16 protein-coding genes are annotated in these 20,195 nt (G+C 64.5%); 2 read left to right on the top strand and 14 right to left on the bottom strand.

The window, feature by feature from the left end; genetic code table 11:
• From icmH to tssA, 11 genes are read right to left on the bottom strand one after another with little or no spacing between them, the layout of a single operon-like run.
• Positions 1–1,329 (bottom strand): type IVB secretion system protein IcmH/DotU, encoded by a 1,329-nt coding sequence (gene icmH / locus ACSQ3Z_RS18050; protein ID WP_436172669.1) that lies wholly within the window; start codon positions 1,327–1,329, stop codon positions 1–3.
• A gap of 4 nt (positions 1,330–1,333) precedes the next feature.
• Entirely contained in the window at positions 1,334–2,668 is a 1,335-nt protein-coding gene (tssK, locus tag ACSQ3Z_RS18045; protein ID WP_436172668.1) for a type VI secretion system baseplate subunit TssK, read from the bottom strand.
• 39 nt (positions 2,669–2,707) lie between these two features.
• Positions 2,708–3,160 carry a type VI secretion system lipoprotein TssJ gene (tssJ, locus tag ACSQ3Z_RS18040; RefSeq protein WP_436172667.1) on the bottom strand — a complete coding sequence of 151 codons (453 nt, stop codon included), beginning with the start codon at positions 3,158–3,160 and terminating at the stop codon, positions 2,708–2,710.
• 3 nt (positions 3,161–3,163) lie between these two features.
• Positions 3,164–4,552 carry a type VI secretion system-associated FHA domain protein TagH gene (tagH, locus tag ACSQ3Z_RS18035; RefSeq protein ID WP_436172666.1) on the bottom strand — a complete coding sequence of 463 codons (1,389 nt, stop codon included), beginning with the start codon at positions 4,550–4,552 and terminating at the stop codon, positions 3,164–3,166.
• A complete protein-coding gene (gene tssG / locus ACSQ3Z_RS18030) occupies positions 4,549–5,616 on the bottom strand; it encodes a type VI secretion system baseplate subunit TssG (protein ID WP_436172665.1) in 1,068 nt (355 codons plus the stop codon). The genes tagH and tssG overlap by 4 nt, the downstream gene beginning before the upstream one ends.
• Entirely contained in the window at positions 5,580–7,454 is a 1,875-nt protein-coding gene (gene tssF / locus ACSQ3Z_RS18025; protein ID WP_436172664.1) for a type VI secretion system baseplate subunit TssF, read from the bottom strand. The genes tssG and tssF overlap by 37 nt, the downstream gene beginning before the upstream one ends.
• Position 7,455: 1 nt before the next feature.
• Positions 7,456–8,214, bottom strand: coding sequence for a type VI secretion system baseplate subunit TssE (tssE, locus tag ACSQ3Z_RS18020; RefSeq protein WP_436173930.1), 759 nt, complete (start codon positions 8,212–8,214; stop codon positions 7,456–7,458).
• Positions 8,201–8,656, bottom strand: a complete 456-nt coding sequence (locus tag ACSQ3Z_RS18015; RefSeq protein WP_436172663.1) for a type VI secretion system tube protein Hcp — start codon at positions 8,654–8,656, stop codon at positions 8,201–8,203. Before ACSQ3Z_RS18015 ends, tssE begins: the two co-directional genes overlap by 14 nt.
• Before the next feature lie 47 nt (positions 8,657–8,703).
• Positions 8,704–10,209: a type VI secretion system contractile sheath large subunit gene (tssC, locus tag ACSQ3Z_RS18010; RefSeq protein ID WP_436172662.1), complete on the bottom strand. Its 1,506-nt coding sequence runs from the start codon at positions 10,207–10,209 to the stop codon at positions 8,704–8,706.
• A gap of 3 nt (positions 10,210–10,212) precedes the next feature.
• Positions 10,213–10,752 carry a type VI secretion system contractile sheath small subunit gene (tssB, locus tag ACSQ3Z_RS18005; RefSeq protein ID WP_436172661.1) on the bottom strand — a complete coding sequence of 180 codons (540 nt, stop codon included), beginning with the start codon at positions 10,750–10,752 and terminating at the stop codon, positions 10,213–10,215.
• A gap of 6 nt (positions 10,753–10,758) precedes the next feature.
• The gene (gene tssA, locus ACSQ3Z_RS18000; protein ID WP_436172660.1) at positions 10,759–11,925 is read right to left on the bottom strand and encodes a type VI secretion system protein TssA; all 1,167 of its coding nucleotides are present in this window, start codon (positions 11,923–11,925) and stop codon (positions 10,759–10,761) included.
• A 333-nt stretch (positions 11,926–12,258) separates the two neighbouring features.
• On the opposite strand from tssA, the gene ACSQ3Z_RS17995 reads away from it, so the two are divergent.
• On the top strand, positions 12,259–15,105 hold the full coding sequence (locus tag ACSQ3Z_RS17995) for a type VI secretion system ATPase TssH (protein WP_436172659.1): 2,847 nt from the start codon (positions 12,259–12,261) through the stop codon (positions 15,103–15,105).
• Between the two features lie 167 nt (positions 15,106–15,272).
• Here ACSQ3Z_RS17995 and ftsZ read toward each other — a convergent pair whose 3' ends face one another.
• The gene (ftsZ, locus tag ACSQ3Z_RS17990) at positions 15,273–16,280 is read right to left on the bottom strand and encodes a cell division protein FtsZ (protein ID WP_436172658.1); all 1,008 of its coding nucleotides are present in this window, start codon (positions 16,278–16,280) and stop codon (positions 15,273–15,275) included.
• A gap of 408 nt (positions 16,281–16,688) precedes the next feature.
• On the opposite strand from ftsZ, the gene ACSQ3Z_RS17985 reads away from it, so the two are divergent.
• Positions 16,689–17,465: a hypothetical protein gene (locus tag ACSQ3Z_RS17985; protein WP_436172657.1), complete on the top strand. Its 777-nt coding sequence runs from the start codon at positions 16,689–16,691 to the stop codon at positions 17,463–17,465.
• Between the two features lie 3 nt (positions 17,466–17,468).
• Here ACSQ3Z_RS17985 and ACSQ3Z_RS17980 read toward each other — a convergent pair whose 3' ends face one another.
• Positions 17,469–18,995: a hypothetical protein gene (locus ACSQ3Z_RS17980; RefSeq protein WP_436172656.1), complete on the bottom strand. Its 1,527-nt coding sequence runs from the start codon at positions 18,993–18,995 to the stop codon at positions 17,469–17,471.
• A gap of 60 nt (positions 18,996–19,055) precedes the next feature.
• Positions 19,056–20,195: a glycoside hydrolase family 5 protein gene (locus ACSQ3Z_RS17975; RefSeq protein WP_436172655.1), complete on the bottom strand. Its 1,140-nt coding sequence runs from the start codon at positions 20,193–20,195 to the stop codon at positions 19,056–19,058.

The following is a 20,195-nucleotide window of genomic DNA, read 5'->3' as shown; positions in this document are numbered from 1 at the left end:
TCACAGCCTCTTCTCGACCAGCACCTCGACGCGCCGGTTCAAGGCCCGGCCCTCGCGCGTACTGTCGTCGGCCACCGGATCGGTGGCCGCGCGGCCTTCGGAACGAACGCGGTCCTGCGGCACACCGTTCTGCACCAGCATCTCGGCAATGGTCGCCGCGCGTTCTTCCGACAGCCGCTGGTTGGTGGAGAGCGGGTTGGATCGCTGCAGGGGAATGCTGTCGGTGTGGCCGACCACGGTGATCTTGCCGATCAGCTCCTGGTTGGCGAGGATCACCCTGGCGATCGACCCGATCAGCGGTTCGAAGCCTTCGGTCAACGTCGCCCGCGATGACTGGAACAGTTCGGGGTTGGAGGCCTGGATGACCAGCTTGGCCAGCGAGACGCTCTCGGTGCCGCTGAGCGCCTTCTTGAGGTCGGCCGGCGCGCCGGCCTCGAATTCCGGCAGCAGCGCGAAATCCACGGTCACCGCCTCCGGTGGCGGTTCGTCGACTTTCGGCGCAGCGCGGGTGATGTCGGCGCGGCTAGGCGGCGGCAGCGCGCGAACCAGCGCGGAAAGCTCGACCGCCTGGCTGCTCAGTCCCATCGACAGCCCGACATGGATTGCGGTGGCGATGACAGCAGCGCCGAGCGCCATCACCCAGATCGGGACGATGAAGCGCTGCGGCTCGTCGGAGGCGATCACGCCTTTCCAGTTTGGCGACAGCGGCGCGCCTTCGGCGTCGGCATCGCGCAGGAAGCGCGCCGCCGCCACGCGCACAGCATTGATCGAGCGGTCGCCCGAGCGGCCGGGCACGCGGTATTTGCCGCGGAAGCCGAGCGCCAGGCAATGGTATTGCAGCTCCAGCAGTTCGCGGTCCCGGTTCGGGTGGCGTTCCAGCTCGTCGAGACGGGTGAAGAACTGCGTGCCGGCATCGACGTCGCCGCGCAGCATGACCACAAGCGGCTGGCGCGGCCAAACGCTGGCGCCGCCCCATGGCGTGTTCAGGGCGAGATCGTCGAGCAACGCCGCCACCACCCACGCCGCCTGATCGGCCCGCTCCATCGACGACCCCGCCGCCATTGCCGTGTCGCGGGCCCGAACCAGTTCGTCGAGCAGGCGGGTGCGCAACGCCTCCGGGTTTTCCGGCGGCAGCGCGCTTTCAAGCTCGGGCGCGAACTCGAGCAAGGGCGCGAAGGCGTTGACGAGTGCATTCGGGTGCGCCCGCGCGCGCTTGACCGGCGCACCCGGCAGCAGCGGCGCCATCGGCCGCGGCATCGGCGCGCCGGTCAGCCGAATGCGGGTGCGTTCGCGATCCTCCGACAGTCCGAAAGGATCATCCCGGCTCATGATCTCACCTGTTCACCGAATAGCAGTCCACCTGCGGCTCGCTCGGCAATACGCCGGAGACGCCGATGACGAAGCCGGGAGCATCGAGCAGCGAGGCCCAATGCTCGCTCTTCTGGTCTAGTTCCAGGCACAGCCGGTCGCCGTCGTAGGGGATTTCGCGGGGCTGCGAATGCAGCGGCTTCAGCGGAATGCCCGGCAGGCGCGATTTCCACAGGCCCTCGAACTGGTCGGCCGAGCCGACGGTGGCCTGATTGACGAATATCTTGCGCAAGGCATCCTCCGACAGCTCCGAGCCGACCCGGATGACGATGCGGCTGGCGACCAGCAGCTTCGGGTTGTCGATGCGGATTTTCCAGACATTGGTCGAATGCCGCATGACGGGCAGGGCGCGCGATTTCGGCTCGATGTAGCGCAGGCTGAGGATCAGCGAGCGCAGCGCATCCGCCAGCGCCGAATAGGCGGGGCCGGGCGCCATGTGATCGTAGGCCGGCAGTTCGCCCAGCCGCCGCGCGCTCGAGCCATAGGTCGCCATCGAACCGGCGAGACCGGCAAGCTCCAGGTAAAGCTCGGCCGGATGGAAGACATCCTGCGCCAGCATGTGCGCCAGCCGCGGGCGCGCCGCATTGGCGAGGTTGAGCATCAAGAGGTCTTCGACGCTGCGCCCCGGTCCGCCCAGCACCATCTTGCCATGCGCCTCGGCGATCTGGTCTAGGCCGGTGACGACTTCCAGAAGCAATTGCCGGTACCAGGCCACGGCACCCGTTATCAGTGTCGGCGGCAGGAACGCCTCGTCCAGCGAGACGCCGCCATCGGCCCGCACCCCTTTGACGTCGGCTATGGGCAGAGCAGTGTAGCCACCGACCGATTTGCCGGGGGCAAGCAGCAGCGCCTGCGGGCGGGCGATTTCGATTTCTTCCGCGTCCGATCCGCCCTGCACGGCGTCGCGGACCGAAACGATCCGCCCGTGATAGCGTGCCCCGGCGGATGGCGCGTGCGCCGGGTCGAAGCCGACGCCGCCGGCAGGCTCGAGCGGCAGGGCGACCAGAACGGCTCCGGCACCGGTGTCGGCGGTGACCGGCAGCGGTCGCGGCGCGTCCATCAGATCCGGAATGGAGAAAGGGGTGCCGTCCGGGAAGATGCCCCGCGCCGACAGGATGGACACCTGGCCGGCATCGAGCAAGGCCTGGTCCAGCGTCAGCTGGGTGAAGCCGAACGTATGCAGTTGCCCGGCCTGCAACGCGCCGCGCACGGTCGCCTCGAAGAACCGGTCCTGCTGCTGGAAATGCTGGGTCCGCAGAAAAAGCCCTTCGGACCACAGCACCCTGTTTGCATCGCTCATGCCGCTACTTCCTGCATTGAGCACCCCTTGCCCTGGCCGCTATGCGGATATGCCGCCGCTGCCAAGCGTGACGTTGACGGTGAATTTCGACCCGGCCGAGACCGACTTGGTTGTCCGCCAGTTTCGTCCGCCAGGCTCGCGAATGAGGGCAACGAAGCCCAAGGCAGCCGCGTCCGGCTCGACGGTAATGGTTTTTGACGCGGACTTTCCCGGTCCGACGGACATCTGGTCGGATCCGATGAGATCGCCGGCCAGCGCCGAACCGGCATCGCCCTGCAAGGCAAAATAATCGGCCGAATTAAACTTGCCGGTGCTGCGCAGCCGCATCACCAGGACCGTCACCGGCCGGTCGCCGCCGCCTGGTCCCGGGTTCATGCCGGCCGCGCCGGTCAGGTTGACCGTGATCACGGACGGTTTCGGCGGGCCGCTCTGGCAAGCCGCAAGCAGCCCGGTCGCACCCAGGGCAATGACAAATTCGCGTCGATCGATCATGTCTCACTCCTCCTCATATGCGTCACGAAAATCAGCGCCGATTTCGCCAAGGAAGCTCTTCTCCGCGCTCTCGGCGATTTCACGATGGCGTTTCTGGTAAAGTTCCCACAGCTTGGCGCCACGCCCGCCCGAAAGCAGGGTGCCGATCGCGGAATTCGATTTCAGCTCTTCCTCGATCATCGCCGGATCGAAGCGGTCGATCATCTGGCGCAACGCTGCCTGCACGCCGCGCCAGGCGCGCACGTGATGCTGCGCAAGATCGCGGACCGCATCGGCGATCGCCGCTTCACCGGCAAGAAATCCGGGGCTGCGCTCGGCGATAATGGTCACGATCGCGTCGTCGACCGTCGGCAGGAATTTGAGCGGATTGACCTCTGAGGCGCCTACCATCGTCTGGGCGACGCGGGCATTGCCCTTTTCCTCGGCGCGCTTGCGCAGAAGCTGCATCAGGCCTTCCATCATCAGCCGGTATTCGCGCCCGAATTTCTCCATTTCGGCGATGGTGTCGCGTCCGGGGAAATCGGCTTCCTCGACGCCCATTCCGCGCAGGAATGCGCTTCGAAGCGCCATGTCCTCCTGCGGTGCCGCTGCCGGCGGGCGGGCAGCAGGCCGGGAAGCGGCGGCCTGGCGGGGCGGGGGAGGTGGCTCCGGCGCCTGCACGGGCAAATCCCACGGGTTCGTCGGTTGCGGCCGTTCGGCGGCGCGCTCTCGCTGGCCGCCTGGCGAGGCGCCGTTTGCCGAGACGGATGGCTCGGCCGGTCCGAAGCCGAAATCGTCCTCGAATGCCGGCGGCTTTGGCGAAGCGGGCTCGGCCGCGCCGTTGAGCGATGGCAACGGATCGAGGCTGAATGGGTCGTCGAAGGCCGGAGAATTGTGCTGGTCCGTGTTGGCACGCTCGAAGGCGCCGGGCACCGGCTGCTCGAACGGGTTCGGCAGATCGGCCGGCCGCGGCCGTCGCGGCTCCTCCTCGGTCCTGGCCGAGAAGAAATCGTCATGGCCGATGCTCACCGGCCCGCGCGACGGAGGCGGCGACCGTTCCGGCATGGCTTGGCTGGCGGCGGGCGAGGGGCCGGCCGGTGTCTGCAGATCGACATGCAAGACATAGTCGCCCAGCCGCAGCCGCATGCCGCTCATCAGACGCGTCGACTTGCCGGTGCCAAGCGGGCTGTCGGAATCGTTTATGAACAGCCCGCTGCTCGACGTGTCGGTGACGAAATACCCATCCTGCCCACCGGTGATCTTGCAATGGGCACGCGAGACGAACATGTCGGGATCGTCGATTTGCCAGCCCGCGTCCGCACTGCGTCCGATCACCAGCTCACCCTCGTCCAGCCGGGTCTGCCGCACCGCCTGGGTGCGTGGGCCTTGCTCCAGCGTCAGCAGCAGACTCATGCCGCGACCTCCGCCATGTCCGGCCGCCATCCAACGATCGTCCGCAGCCGCAGATCGTCAGCATCTCCCCTTTCGGCGGGCCGCGCAAGCCAGGCGGTCCGGGCGAGCTGGACGGTTCCGATACGCGGTGGCGGCACTGCCTCGCGCGCCAACACGATGCGCAGATCGACGTCGAGGGTTTCCCCGATCATCTCGCGAACCGCCTGCTTGAACAGTTTCAGACGCTGGCCGCCCGGCAGGAACGCCTTGAAGTCCTCAAATCCGAGCGGGCCGACGCGCAGTTCGATCCGGCTTTGACGGCTGAAAACACGCGGGCCGATCGTCGCCCCGCGACCCAGCGCCGCGTAGGCCTTGGCCACGCGGGTCTGGAATGCAGCCGGTATGGTGATCCAGACAGCGACGAATTCCTTGATCTGGACCGGCACCTTGAACGCTTCAGCCAGGAACAGCGTCAGACGCTCCGGGCCGTCGACCTGGCTGGCCAGCGATCCGGCCTGGCGAAGCTTCACCGTGTCGAGATCCGGATCCTGGGTGCCGGGAAGTCCGATCCCCGCCATTGCCTGGAGCATGGCGCGGACGCGGCCACCGACAGCGCGTTCGACCTGCACCGCCGGATGCGCATCCGCCCATGCCCGATAGTAAAGGGCGATCATGCGGTGCTGAAGAATGTTGACGAAGTCCACGAACGTCGTGTCGCTGGTCTGCTGCGCCTCGGCGCCGGTGAACCAGCGCTGCGACAGGCGATCGAGCACCCAGCGTGTCAAATGCAGCGGCATGGGGCCTTCAGGTCCCAACAGGCCGAGATTTGCCACCGTGACCCGCGCCGGCGCCTTGTCGTCCGCCTCGCGGAAAGCAACGACGTCCCTGGCGGAGAAGCTCAGACGCACATGCTGTCCCAGCCTTGCCGGCTCGCGAGCCGGCTGGCCGGAATATCCGAACAGGCCGCCCTTCTGTTCGAGCCGGCGCAACAGCTCGAAGAAGTCGAACGCCTCGGACAGGCTCCCGGCCTGATCCTGCTCGACCTTGTCTAGATCAGGTAGCGATTGCCGGGCGTCATCGGCCATGGCACATCCTCCTGCTTCTGCAACAGCCGCGTGCGGGTCCGCACGAAGCCGTTTATGCCGGCGTGACGGGCAAACAGCCGGGCAAGCAGGCCCGAAAGCAGCAGCGTGCTTTGCCCCGCCAGGACCGACTGGTCCACATGCAACGTCACTTCCGTGCCGCGTCCGAAACACATCGGCCCGTCGATCTGCAGCCGTTCGATGACCGGGCGCGAGTCGATGCGGACGATCGAATGCACGTTGCGGGCGAGGCTCGGATCGCCGCGGTCGGCATAGAGATCAAGCAGCGCGTGCAGCGGGTCGACGCCGCGACCTTCCTTGGCGAGGCTGAGGAAGTTGAGCGCCAGCTGCGCCACCAGCCGCCAGGCGAGATTGTCGGACCGGGATTCGCCCTCGGCGCCCGCCGGCAGTGCCGCGGGGATCGCCGGCTGCGGCGGGCGCAACGCACCGAGAAGCCTGACCGTTTCGACCGGATCGGCTGTCTCCAGGGTCAAGGTCGGGTTGTCGTCCAGGATCGGCAGATCGCGATTGGTGCAAAGGGCCATGACATCGAGACGCTTGAGCGGCCGGTTCGCCGGGCTTGCGACGGGGCGCGAAACCGCCAGGAATACGTCGTCGCCTGTGTAGGAGGTGCGGGTCAGGCCGTCGCGCCGTTCATCCTCGGTCGCCCGGCGAGGGCGCCGCTCGGTCGAATAGACCCAGCCGCTGCCGCGGTTCTGCCCCAGGCTGAACAGTTCGGGGATTTCGGCGTCGTTGCCTTCCGTGTCGGCGTCCTCGACGCGGGTGACCCGATAGATTTCGAAATCCCGCGCCCTTGTGCGGTCGGCATGCAGCACCTGCCGCGTCTTGCGCGCATCGAGCTCGATGACGTTGCACTCTCTTTCGAAGAGATTGATGATCGGCGTCGCGAAGAGTTCGAAATCCGCCGGCGCCAGGTCGGCAAGCTCGGGCACTGGGCGCCGGAACAGGAAGATCATCTCGATCCCGGCCTCGCATTTGCGCACGATCGGCTGCAGCCCTGAAACCCGCACATAGTGGAAGCGCTCGGGCATCATGAAATATTCACGCAGCAGGCGGTAGCCTTCGAAGGTCGGACGGGTGCGCGGCATCAAGGCCTCGTCGTCGCCGATGCCGACCATTTCGGGCTCGGGCAGGGGCGAAATCGGATTGGTCTTGCCTTCCGCGCGCGCGCCGAGCGCCGAACAGGCGCCGAAGATGGCGTCAAAGATCAGCGGCGCCTTGGTGCGTCCGGCAAAATAGAGATCGAGCCGGTCGAGCGCCAGTTCGTTGAGCTTGCCCTTTCCGGTGCGGGCCAGTGCGATGCGAAGCGCCGCCACGCCGGCAACGCCGCCGACAGGTCCGATGCCGGCCGCCGCCAGCCCGCTGCGGTCCTGGAAATAGCTGACCGAAGTCACCGCGATCGGCCATAGCGTGACCTCCTGCCCGGTGGTGAAGGTGCAGCGCGTCGACAGGCCGGGTTGCAGGCTGGAGACCAGCCGTGTGCCCCGCTTGACGACATGGCCGGCGATCATCGACTGGACCTGCTGGCCGGGTTTCAGCACCGTCATCGCCGTTGCCGGCGCCGGTGTGACCAGATCGGGATAGAGGACGTCGAGCACGCTGCGTGAAAACCGCGAGCGTTCCGCATCGACCTTGAGCCGGGTGCGCGCGGCAAGGAAGGCAACGCCATCCAGCAGCCGCTCGACATAGGGGTCCGGGCAGGGGACCGTATCCAGTGAAAGGTTGCGCGCCACCGCCGGATGCATGTCGGCGAATTCCGCCGCGAGCGCACGGATGTGGGTCAGTTCCTCCTCGTAATATTCTACGAAGACCCGATCCATCTCAGCTGTCCCTAAGCTCGGTCCGCGCCAGGCCGTTGTCGAGATTGACGGTGGTGCGCAGCCGCATCCGTTCCGGCGTCGGCGTCATGATCAGCACGGCGTCTATCTCGATCTTCAGGCCCGCGGTCTTGTCGCCAAGGGTGACCGTGACCGTTGTCGCGCTCTCCTTCAGGCGTGGCTCGAACGTGGCAAGGACGGAGCGGATCTCGCGCGCTAGCACATCGCGGTCGAAGTCCCGCGACGAGCGGCCCGAGAAAGAGGGCACGCCATAATTGACCACGCTGCGGCGCACCTCCGGAAAATCGGCGAGCGACGGCGGGTTGTCCGCGGCCTGTTCGTTCTCAAGATCGGAAAGAAGCGGCGTGGCTTCGAACCGTTCGGTGTTGAACAAGGCCTCGATATCGCGCCGCACTGCTTCTCTCAGCACGCGCGCCGACACCACCACGCCGCGGCTTTCGATCTCCGCGCGGTGCTGGGTCTGGAAGACCAGCCGGTGCAGACGCCGTTTCTGGTCCGGCGTCAGCTCCGCGTCGGCGTCGATGTGCCGCGCACTGCCCGTAGCGAGCGTTTCCACCCGGTCCGCGCCAAGCTCGTCCAGCAAGACCTGGCGCAGCCCGTCTATTTCGGAGGCCAGGCCCGGCAGGTCGTTGACGAGGCGGTCCCAAAGAGAGGGCTGGACCGCCTCGCGCTTCGCCCGTGAACTGCCGGCCTGTGGTTTTTCCGTGCCGGGACGCTTTGCGCGCGTCTCACTTGCCGACATAGACATCCATTTCGATTTCGTCATCCTTGTCGTAGACGAACTTGATCTTCTTGTAGGCGAAGCTGACCTCCTCCTCGATCAAGTCTTCCTCGTCCTCGGCCTGCGACATGTCGTATTCCATGACCGAGGCGTCGGTGAGGGTAACGACCAGGTAGTCGCTGGTCTCGCCGTCGATCGTTCGGCGGGCGGAGAACACGACTTCGTCCAGTGCCTTGTTGTCGAACAGCGCCTTTTTCAGATAGGGCGACGCCTTATCGTAGTGTTTGGTGAACTTGATCATGCCCATGGACACGCGGCCACGGCGTGAGAGCGAATTCGGATCATAGGGTGCGACCATCTTGTAGTCGACGCCATGGATTTCGATCTCGTCTTCATGGCCGTCGCGCGTGCTGGGGCCCTTGATATCCGGAACTTTCAGAAAACCATCGATTTTCACTGGCATTGTCTTTCTCCACCGCTTTCAAACAAAACAAGATGTGGTTGCTGCAATCACGTCTTCACGGACGGTAGTTCCGACACCAACCGGAGCGAGGCGTTGATGCCCTCGAGCTGGTAGTGCGGACGCAGATAGAAGCGGGCATTGTAGTAGCCCGGCCGCCCCTCCACGCTGTCGACCTGGACCTCGGCCGCGGCAAGCGGGCGCTTGGCGCGCGCCTTGTCGTCGGCGAAGGCCGGGTTGGCCAGCACGTAGCGGTTGATCCACTCGGTCAACCAGATCTGCATGTCGGAGCGCTCCTTGAACGATCCGATCTTGTCGCGCGCAATCGCCTTGAGGTAGTGCGCAAAGCGCGAAACCGGGAAAAGATAGGGCAGGTTGGCGCTCAGCCGCTCGTTCGACTGGGCGTCGGGATCGACCAGGCGTCCGGCACGCGTCTCGTCGTCCTGCAGCGAATGCGCTCCGATGAAGGCCGCCAGATCGGTGTTCTTGCGATGCAGGATCGGCATCAGGCCGAGCTTGGCCAGTTCCGCCTCGCGCCGGTCGTCGATGGCGACCTCCGTCGGGCATTTCATCGCGATCGAGCCGTCGTCGGTCGGGAAGGAGTGCACCGGCAGGTTGATCACCGTGCCGCCGTTCTCGACGCCGCGGATCTGCGTGCCCCAGCCATAGAGCTTGTGGCTGCGGTTGATGTTGACGCCCATCGGGAAGGCGGCGTTCATCCAGACATATTTGTTGTGATCGGCCTGCACCTCTTCCTCGAAGGTGAAGCCCTTCACCGGAACGGTATCCGTGCCATAGGGAAGCCGCGCCAGCACACGTGGCATGGTGAGGCCGATGTAGCGCGCGTCCTCGCTCTCGCGCAGCGATTGCCACGAGGCATAGGCCGGGTTCGACACGATCATCTGCAGGTCCTGCGGGTTCGGCAGTTCCTGCCAGCTGTCCATGCGGAACAGGCGCGGCGAGGCGGCGGCGATGAACGGCGTATGCGCGGAGGCGCAGATGCCCGATATGTTGCGCAGCAGGCCGACGTCACGCGGATGGTTCGAGAATTCGTAGGCGCCGACGATGCAGCCGATCGGCTCGCCGCCGAGCATCGAATACTCGTCCGTATAGACCTTCTTGAAGATCGGGCTCTGGTCCCACATCTGGCCTTCATAGTCTTCGAGCGTGTCGGCCAGCTGCTCCTTGGAGACGTTCATCACCCGGATCTTCAGCTTCTGATCCGTCTCGGTGTTGTTGATGAGATACCAGAGGCCGCGCCAGGTGCCTTCCATCTCGCGCACTTCCGGCGCGTGCAGGATCTCGTTGACCTGCTCGGTCAGCATCTTGTCGATGCCTGATATCAGCGACTTGATCGACTTGATCGCATTGGACGAGATGGTTGTGGTCTCGGAGCGCGATTGCGCCGCGAGCGCGAGGTTGCGCACGAGTTGCTGCAGCTTCTCGCTGTCGTCCTTCTTGACCTTGAAGTCCTTTTCGAGGAGGCCGCTGAATTCTCCAAGGTCGATGGCTTCCGCCTCTGCGGCGGCTGGTGCGGTCTTTTGCTGTTCGGCCATGATTTACTCCCCAACTTTGTCGTCGTCGGACATTGCCTGGCCGGCGATCTTGCTCAGAAGCGGCTCATTGTTCAGCAATTGCGCGATACGCTTTTCGGCATCGACGCGGCCGTCCATGAAGCCGAGCAGTTCCTCGAGTTGACGACGCATCTTGAGGATCTCGGCCAATTGCGGGACCTGCGCGGCGATCTTGTCCGGCGCGAAATCGCCCATCTTGGTGAAGGTGAGATCAAGCGCCATTTCCTCGTCGCGCTCCTGGCCTTCGACCTGCGGCAGCGTGTTCTTCACCCGCGCCTTCACGCGCGGCCCGAGCGCTTCCATGAATTTGGGGAAGCGGTTGGCGTCGGTCTCGACGAAGGCGCGGTCGAGCACCGATTTCGACGCTTCCTTGGTCTGTGAAGCGCCGGAAAGGTCGGCCATCACGCCCATGACAAACGGCAGTTCGATCGTCGTCGGGCTGCCGTAGGTTTCCACGTCGTAGGCGATCTGCACCCGCGGCGCGCGATTTCGTTCGATGACCTTCGCTTTGCTTTCGGCTGGCATGTGTTGCTACCTTTCATCCTTCTGAGCGGCCTTCTTGGCGTCGGGAACGCCGGCCAGGAGCCGGAATTCCTTCAGCCCCGAAGGGGCGAGATCTTCCATCAGTTCAACAAAATCCATGTGCACCATGCGGCGCACGCGGCGGGCCAGATGCGGGATCGGGCTCGACGGTTCGGTGCGGTCGTAGAAGGCGACCACAAGGTCGAGGCATTTCACGACGTCGTCGCGCGAGGAGATCCGGTCGGGCAGGCCAGTGCTGCCGGACTCCGCGTAGCTTGCCACACTTGCCATCGTATCGGCTCCGTTTCGAGCAGGCATTGCCGGTTCGGCCGGCGCCGGGGCCGACTTTGCCGCGCCATTCGCCGCGGCCCCGGCGGCCGCATTGCGTTCGAGCGTCGTCAGCAAACGCTGCAGAAACCGCTTTAATTCCGGGACAGGGGCACCGCCTTCGAGACGGGCGTTGAGTGCGGCCTCGACCGCATCAAGGGCTGCGATCGCGGCGCGGGCGTCGGCGACGAGCGAGGTCATCTCGGCACCGGCTTGATCCGCTTGTGCCGCGCAGCCGCTGCGCACCCGGTTGAGGAGCTGGCTGTGGGCGCTGGCCAGCGCCGCCTTTTCGGCCGTATTCAACCCCGAGGCGGCTTCCTGAAGCATGACGCGCTCGTCGAGCGCGGCCTGTTCCAGGTCGCGTCCGCTGATCGGTCCGATGCCGCGCGGCGCAAAAAGCGTCATCTGGCGCAGGTCCGCCAGCAATCCGTCCTGACCATTTTGCAGGTCGGCCAAGGCGTTGAGACGACGCAAGGCGGCATCGCGTGGCGAAGCGCTCGGCCGCAACGCCGGATGCATCGTGTCCCAATATTGGTCGATGCTTTGTGCAACAAGGCTCAGGCCAAGCGTCAGCCCGGCCAGTTTCTCTTCATTGGCCAGCGCCCGCGCGACGATGACAAGCAGGCGCAGGTCGCGGCCACGGCTGCGCAGTTCTTCCGCCTTGTCGAGCACGGCAGGCCAGTCGACCGGAATGGTGGATTCGACTGGCTTGTTGTGGCCCTCCTGGACGACCTTGACCTGCGGTTCGGTGAGCCGCTCGATCTCGTGAAAGGCCGGATCGTTGCGCAAATCTCCCCCAGACGGGTTTTCACCGTCCAAAGGATTCAGCCAGAGTGCGAGATCAATCACACGAACCCCCAGCAAGCGGCCCTGAGACCTGCGTGATCAAACATTTATCACACTGCGTCACTTTATCACAATTCAGCAACTGCTCAAAACTAACGGAAGCTAAACGCGACCATTTTCGGTGACCGGAACCTGTCGTGATTGCCGAACCCCGTATGTGAAATGCATCGCATAGGCGCGAGCAATTTCATGTTTGTTTTCGCGAGGATGCGGGGCGTTCCGTGAAACCGAAGACGCCGGCCGAATCGGCGCATGGGCGGCTCATTCGTCGCGTGCTTTGTCAAGTTGCTGCTTATGTGGCAGGGTATCGGCTGGCAGGTTTCAGGAGCAGGTTCGATGGAACAGCGCCGGTCATCGCAGAGCTTCAAGCGCAAGGAACTGGTCGCTAAGCTCAACCCTGTCGGCGTCCGCGCCTTCAAGGCTGCGGCCGACACGGCCAAGATGCGCGGCAATCCCTACGTCGAACTCGTCCATTTCGTTCAGCAACTGGTGCTTTCGGAGCGCTCGGACGTGCAGATGATCATCGCCGACGCTGAGATTGACGTCGGCCGGCTAACGGCTGACATGACCCGCGCCGTCGACAAGCTCCCTTATGGCGCGACCTCGGTGGAGGAGTTTTCCGACCACATCTTTCACGCCATCCAGGAAGGCTGGAACCTGGCGGCGCTGGAATTCGGTGTCGAAGAGGTGCGCAGTTCGCACATCCTGCTTGCTTGCCTGAAGACGCCGGTGCTGGAAGGCCTTGTGTCGAAAATCAGCGCGGAATTCGACAAGGTCGATGCCGACGCCGTCATCAAGCGCTTTGCCGAGGTGACGGAAGGTTCGCTGGAAGCGGGCGAAGCTCCGACGGCGCCCGCCACCGAGACGCCAATGAAACGGGGTCCGGGTGGGGACTCGGCGCTGGCCAAATATGCCACCAACCTGACCCAGCGTGCCGGCGACGGCAAGATCGATCCGGTCGTCGGCCGCGATCCGGAGATCAGGCAGATCGTCGACATCCTGATGCGGCGCCGGCAGAACAACCCGATCCTCACTGGCGAGGCGGGGGTCGGTAAAACGGCCGTGGTCGAGGGCTTTGCGCTCCGCATCGCCCAGGGCGACGTGCCGCCGACGCTGCAGAATGTCAGCGTGCATATGCTCGACGTCGGGCTGATGCAGGCGGGCGCCAGCGTGAAGGGCGAATTCGAGAAACGGCTGAAGGCGGTCATCGACGAGGTGCAGTCGTCCGAAAAGCCGATCATCCTGTTCATCGATGAAGCCCATACGCTGATCGGTGCCGGCGGTGCTGCCGGAACCGGCGATGCGGCCAATCTGCTGAAGCCGGCGCTGGCGCGTGGCGAGCTTCGCACCATCGCGGCGACGACCTGGGCCGAATACAAGCAGCATATCGAGAAGGATCCGGCGCTGACGCGCCGTTTCCAGGTGGTCAAGATCGACGAGCCGTCGGAGGCGGTGGCCGTTCTCATGCTGCGCGGCGTGGCGGGCGTTCTGGAGCAGCACCACAAGGTGCAGATACTGGACGAGGCGATCGAGGCAGCGGTCGGCCTGTCGCACCGCTATATCCCGGCACGACAGCTGCCGGACAAGGCGGTCAGCCTGCTCGATACCGCCTGCGCTCGCGTTGCGATATCGCAGCACGCCACGCCGGCCGAGGTCGAGGATATATTGCGCCGCCGCCAGGCGCTGGAGGTCGAGAACGGCATCATCGGCCGCGAAGCCGCGATCGGCATCGAGGTGACCGAGCGGCAGGCTCGGGTCGACGCCGGACTGGCCGAGACCGAAGGCACGCTTGCCGCCGCGCAGGCGCGCTGGGAGCGGGAAAAGGCGCTGGTCGCCGAAATCCTCGACCTGCGCGCCAGGTTGCGCGGCGAGGGCGTGCCGCTCGATGCGGTGGCGACGGAAGAGGCGGGGGCCGAAACAGCGGCTGCAGACACAGCAGGGGCGGACGTGTCCGAGGCCAAGGCGCCCGAGAACAAGGCTGCCGATGCCAACGCCCCGAAGACCAAGGCCTCGAAAGCCAAGGCTTCCGAGACGGAAGCGCCGAAGACCGAAAAGTCGGAGGCCGAGGCGGCAACCGACGGTTCGTCGCCCGATCCCGCCGCCGATCTTGCCCGGCTGCGCGAACTGATGGCGGAACTCGCCGAAGCGCAAGGCGAGACGCCGCTGATCCTGCCGTCGGTCGACCGCAATGCGGTGGCGGCCGTGGTGCAGGACTGGACCGGTATCCCGACCGGACGGATGCTGTCCAGCCAGACCGAAAAGGCACTGCGGCTGGCCAGCACCTTGTCCGAGCGCGTGGTCGGCCAGGACCATGCCATGGAGATGATCGCCAAACGCGTGCAGACCAGCCGCGCCGGCCTCGGCGCGCCGGAAAAGCCGGTCGGCGTGTTCCTGCTCTGCGGCCCCTCCGGCGTCGGCAAGACCGAAACCGCGCTGGCGCTGGCCGAAACGCTCTACGGTGGCGAGCAGAACCTGATCTCGATCAACATGTCCGAATTCCAGGAGGCGCATACGGTCTCGACGCTCAAGGGCGCACCGCCCGGCTATGTCGGCTACGGCAAGGGCGGCATCCTGACCGAGGCGGTGCGCCGCAAACCCTATTCGGTGATCCTGCTCGACGAGGTCGAGAAGGCGCATCCGGACGTGCACGAGATATTCTTCCAGGTCTTCGACAAGGGCATGATGGACGACAGCGAAGGCCGGCGGATCGATTTCAAGAACACGCTGATCCTGCTCACCTCCAATGTCGGCTCAGAAGTCATCATGGACCGCACCAGGAACGGCACGGTACGGGCCGGGCTCGACGATCTGGACACGGCGCTGCGCAGCCCGCTGCTCAAGGTTTTCCCGGCGGCCTTCCTCGGCCGTGTGGTGACCATTCCCTATTACCCGCTCTCGGATGCGATGATCGAGGCGATCACCCGCCACCAGTTCGCCAAGATCGCGCGCCGGCTGCGGGCCACCAACGATGCCGAACTGGTGATCGGCGACGGCGTCATGGACCTGGTCAAGGCGCGCTGCACAGAGATCGAATCCGGCGGGCGGATGATCGATGCCATCCTGACCAACACGCTGCTGCCGGAACTGAGCCGCGGCGTGCTGAACCGCTCGCTCGAGGGCGAAAAGATGACGAAAGTGACGGTTGGCGCTTCAGCGGAAGGGTTTACATATTCTTTCGAGTAGGCATTTCTTCCGGGATATCTTCCTGCCGCAGGAAATGCGCTGTCACTAAAGCGGTTCATCGTTTCACGGAGACGCAGAACCGCTCTATCTCTTTGTTTTGACGCAATTCCGGACGGAAAACCGTTTCACACTTTTCCTGGAATTGCTCCAAAGGCTACGAGCCACGCTCAGTTCGTATGAATTGCCGATCCCGCAAAGGCCGGTATCTCAAGCCCCTGCCGCAATCCCGTGGCGACGACCGAGACCCTGAATTTTCCAGCCAGCGACCGGTCGAATATGGCGCCGACGATGATGTCGGCGTCGGCGTCGACCTCCTCGCGGATGCGGGTCGCGGCTTCGTCGACTTCGAACAGCGTCATATCCATGCCGCCCGAGATCGAGACCAGGACGCCCTTGGCGCCGATCATGGAGGCTTCGTCGAGAAGCGGGTTGGCGATTGCCGCTTCGGCGGCCTTCTTGGCGCGGTCTTCCCCGGCGGCTTCGCCGGTGCCCATCATGGCGCGGCCCATGTCGCGCATCACCGATTTCACATCGGCGAAGTCGAGGTTGATCAGGCCTTCCTTGACGATGAGGTCGGTGATGCAGCCGACGCCGGCATAGAGGACGCGATCGGCCATGGCGAAAGCGTCGGCGAATGTCGTCTTGGCATCGGCGATTCTGAAGAGGTTCTGGTTCGGGATGACGATCACCGTGTCGGCGCATTCGCGAAGCCGCTCGATGCCCTCTTCGGCCGATTGCATGCGGCGTTTTCCCTCGAAGGTGAACGGCTTGGTGACGACAGCGACCGTCAGGATGCCTGCCTTGCGCGCGGCATGCGCTATGATCGGTGCCGCCCCCGTTCCGGTTCCGCCGCCCATGCCCGCGGTCACAAAGCACATATGCGTTCCCGCAAGGTGGTCCATGATCTCGTCGATGGATTCTTCGGCTGCCGCACGGCCGACCTCGGGCAGGGAGCCGGCGCCCAGGCCTTCGGTGATATGGGCTCCCAACTGGATCAGCCGCGACGACTTCGACATGGTGAGTGCCTGGGCGTCGGTGTTGGCGACGATGAATTCCGCGCCCTGCAGGCCCTCGGCAATCATGTTGTTGACCGCGTTGCCGCCGCCACCGCCGACGCCGACGACGGCTATCTTCGGCCGCATCTCCGAGATTACGGGCCTTGTCGCGGTGTTCATTTGCCGTTTCTCCCTGGAACGGACCCGGCGCAGGGGTCGACATCTATTTGCGGCACGGGGGCGAAAGCTGGTGGGCGAATCAGAACCCGATGACCATGAGACAGGGAATCAGAGGCTGGACACCGCCGCAAGTCCGATGTGCTGATCGATCCGCGGGGCCGATGGCGGGCGTGACGGCCGATCTGCGTTTGAGGGGCGGGTGGGTGAAATTTTTTCCCGAATGGGGGCAGGGATTGTTAATGGTTATACACTATTATGGCTTCGGGGTGAAATATATCTAATTAACTTGGCAGTATTCTTGAGTTGATTATGGCCGTACTTGGCGCGCCCCCTGCCGATCTTAATTGTCGACCAATCCAAGAAAGTGATTGGGAAGGCGTGGTCGATTGCCTGCGCAGGGGCTTTCCGATGCGCAGCCGCAATTACTGGAAGCACGCGCTGACCCGTTTGTCTGAGCGACCCGCGGTCGACGATTTCCCGCGCTACGGCTTTGCGCTCGAGTCATCCGGGCGGATCGTGGGGGTCGTGCTCACCCTCTATGCCCGCTACCAGGGCGACGAAATCCGCTGCAACATTTCAAGCTGGTCCGTGGACGCCGGGTTTCGTCCCTATGCCATGAAGTTGATCTGGCCGGTTCTCAAACGCAGGGACGTGACCTACACGAACATTTCGCCGGCACCCTCGACATTGAACGCCGACAAGGCGCTCGGCTTTCGCCTGTTTGCCAGCGGCCCGTTCGCCTTCCTGCCCGCCTTGAGTTCGGCGCAAGCGTCGTGTCGCGTGCTTGAAGTCCGCCCCGACCTTGCCGAAATGGCGATGCTGTCCGACAGCGAGAGATACATACTCCTGGAGCATGCCGCGCTGGGTTGCCTCTCGCTGATCTGCATTCGCGACGGAGCGGCCTTTCCGTTGGTGTTGAGGTCGCGCCGGATATTGCACGGTCTCGTCCCTTGCTCCCAGATCGTCTATTGCCGTTCTCTCGCTGATCTGAGCGGCTGCGCCGGCGCCATGGGGCGCTTTCTCCTGCGACGCGGAACCTTGCTTTGCCTCGTCGACGCCAATGAGCCGATCCCGGGTTTGTTCGGCCGCTACTTCCCAAGGAAGGGGCTGAAGTACTTCAGAGGTCCGAAACCGCCTTCGCCCGGCGATCTGACCTTCACCGAACTGGTGATATTCGGCCCCTGAAAGTCAGCCTTGCAGCCTGGGCCTCGCCGCCGCCATCTCCCGCCAGCGCGTTCCGAGCGAAACACCGACGAGCAGCAGGCAGAAGCTGAGAGCGAGAGGCGAGTAGAATGCCTCTTCCTGCAGCACGGCATTGGCCGAAATGGTGACAATGCCGACAAAGCCAAACAGGAAATTCAGGTCGCCGGTTTCGATCAGCTGCCGCCGGGCCGCCACGGCGAGCGCCGCCAGGAAGCCGAAGAATACCAGGCTGCCTATTCCCATCTGGTAAAGCATGACGCCGACGGCGCTTTCGACGGGGACCGACGCGGCGCCTTCCGCCTGGGCGGTTGACCAGCTGAGATTGATGCTGGTGCTCGACAGATTGCCGCCCAGCCCCAGTCCCTGGCCAAGCGGGTTGGCCAGGAAGTCGCGTATGCCCGCCGCCAGGCCGAGCACGTGATAGTCGCCATGGGTGGCGCCATAGGCAATTGCCGCGGTTGTCCAAACCACGGCCAGGGCGACGACACCAGCAAGCGTCAGACCGGTGCGGGAAGGGCTATGGAACAGGCGCACGCATAGTGCCACGAGCAGCATGAATGTTGCGCCCTTGGAGCCGATGACAGCCAGCAGCGGCAAGGCGGCGATGGGCAGCAGCCAGCGGCCCCTGAAGAGAAGCCAGGCCGATATGATGCTGAGCGCATAGGCATAGCTGATCGAATGAAAGTTCGGACCGCCGATGCGAAAGACGCTGGGCAGGATGTCGTTGAAGAACGGCGTGTTGAAGAAGGTCGTCGTCATCACGTCCTCAAGCCCGCGGAAAACGAAGCCGGTTTCCTTGAGCGCCTTCTCCCACACGCCGGTCTCGATCTGCCGCGCGATGTTGCGTTCGATGTAGAGGTCGCCATGAAAGAGGCCGAGGAAGTTCATCGTGAAGGTCAGTTCCACATAGCCGTAGATGACCGCGCCGGTGCCAAGCCACAGCATGCTCTTGCGCAGGTCGATGGGATAGAGACTGGCGGCCAGGACCGCGATGTGGAAGCAGGCGAGCGGCGTGATCGTGTTGCGGAAGTAGACGACCGCGTCCTTGGGGCCGCCATGCACGACGCCCAATGCAAAATAGAAACAGATCGTCCCGCACAGCACGATGCTCAGCAGCAGCCAGCCGCGCAATTCGGTCAGGGCGCGCACGCGGTGCTGAAACGACGCCGCCAGGAAAATGCAGAAGGCGGTCATCAGGATGATGAAGTTCGTCCCGCGCAGCGCGTCGAACGTGTCGTTGTCGGGGATGTAAGGCGTGTACCACGCGACCATGAGGTTCTGGTAGAGAAAGGCGCAGATGATCACGACAGGAATGCCCGCGGGCACTGCATTGGAAACTATCAGCGTCAGTATGAACGTCGCGACAATTCCGAACGGCGTCCACACCGCAAAGGCCGAAACGCCGAGCGCAACGACGATGAGCGCCATCGAGACGTGCAGCAGGGCCTCGGCGCTCGATGCGTCCGGCGCCCGCGCTAGCCCGGCGGGCGTATATGTCCCTGTGATGCTCATTGCCGGTCCGCTTTGATCCTTGCCTGCGCCAGCGTGCAGCCATGGCGCCTGTTGTCCATTTCAGCCGCCGCCTTCGTCTCCGAGCAGGGCGGCAATCATCTGAGGATCGAACCCCTGGGTGCTTTGCCTGCTGGCGATGAAGCCAAAACCCTGATCGAGCTCCCAATGGGCCCAGCCGATACGGTTTGCCTCGGCCGCCTCGCGCACGGCGCGCACCCATGACGCGCGGCTTTCTGGATCCACGCAGAAATTGAGCACGCCGAACTCGTTCAGGATGACCGGGCAGTCATGGGCACTGGACCAGCGCCCGAGTTCGGCGAAGTCCGCAGCGATCCGCGCCGCCGTCCAGGGGTCTGACAGTTCCTTCTCCACCAGGGAGGCAGCCTCTTCGTCGCCTGCTGTCCGCAATCTGGAGACCAGTGCGCGCACCTGCGGCATGTCCTTTGTCGCGGGAAAGGGCAGGTTGGTGATGCGGGCGAGCGGCGATGTATCCCAGTTCTCGCATTGATGGGTGAATGCCATGGGCGCGTAGTAGTGGATGGCTGCGATCTGCCTGTCGTCGGCCAAGGGCGGCGTGTCGGCTATCTCCCATATGCCCTGGAAGCGTGCCGGGCCCCAGACCAAAGTGTGGAGCGGACATTTGGCGCGCAACGTCTCGGCGAGCTGTTGGCGCAACTCAAGCCATGCAGCGCGCTCCATCGGCGGCTCGTTCAACAGTTCCGGGTAGACCGAATTCGTCGGCAGGTCGGCAATGACGGCGCGCAGGGCCGTCCAGGCCTGGACCACCCGCCTGGCCGCATTTGCCGGATCATGCTCGAAAGCCGCATGAAGTTCGCCGGAAGGATGCATGTCCACCAGAACGGCGAAGCCCAGCCCGACAAGGTCCGTGATCCCGTCGCGGATGCCGCGGAGCACCGCCCGGTCGCCTGCCGAGACAAGGTCGCCGTTCACCGGCAGACGGATCGTTTCGAACCCGGCCTGCCGCAGCTTTTGCAGCGTCGCCGTGGCCGGAGCGATACCTTCCTCGCGTTCGAACCATCCGGGAAGATTGAAGCCACGCGACGGAACGGCGCGAGCAGGCGTTGCCGGCAGCGCGGTCGAGACAGAGAAAGGGAGGGTCGCGAGCAAGGCCCCGCCAGCAAGCGCCAGCGCGCGCCGCCGTGACACGACCGGCGGCGATGCCAACTCCATCGCCCGCAT

The sequence above is a fragment of the Mesorhizobium sp. LjNodule214 genome (assembly GCF_964252735.1).
In the GTDB taxonomy this organism is placed as follows: Bacteria; Pseudomonadota; Alphaproteobacteria; order Rhizobiales; family Rhizobiaceae; genus Mesorhizobium.
Note: the sequence above shows the minus strand (reverse complement) of the source record. Positions and strands in the feature narration are given on the sequence as shown.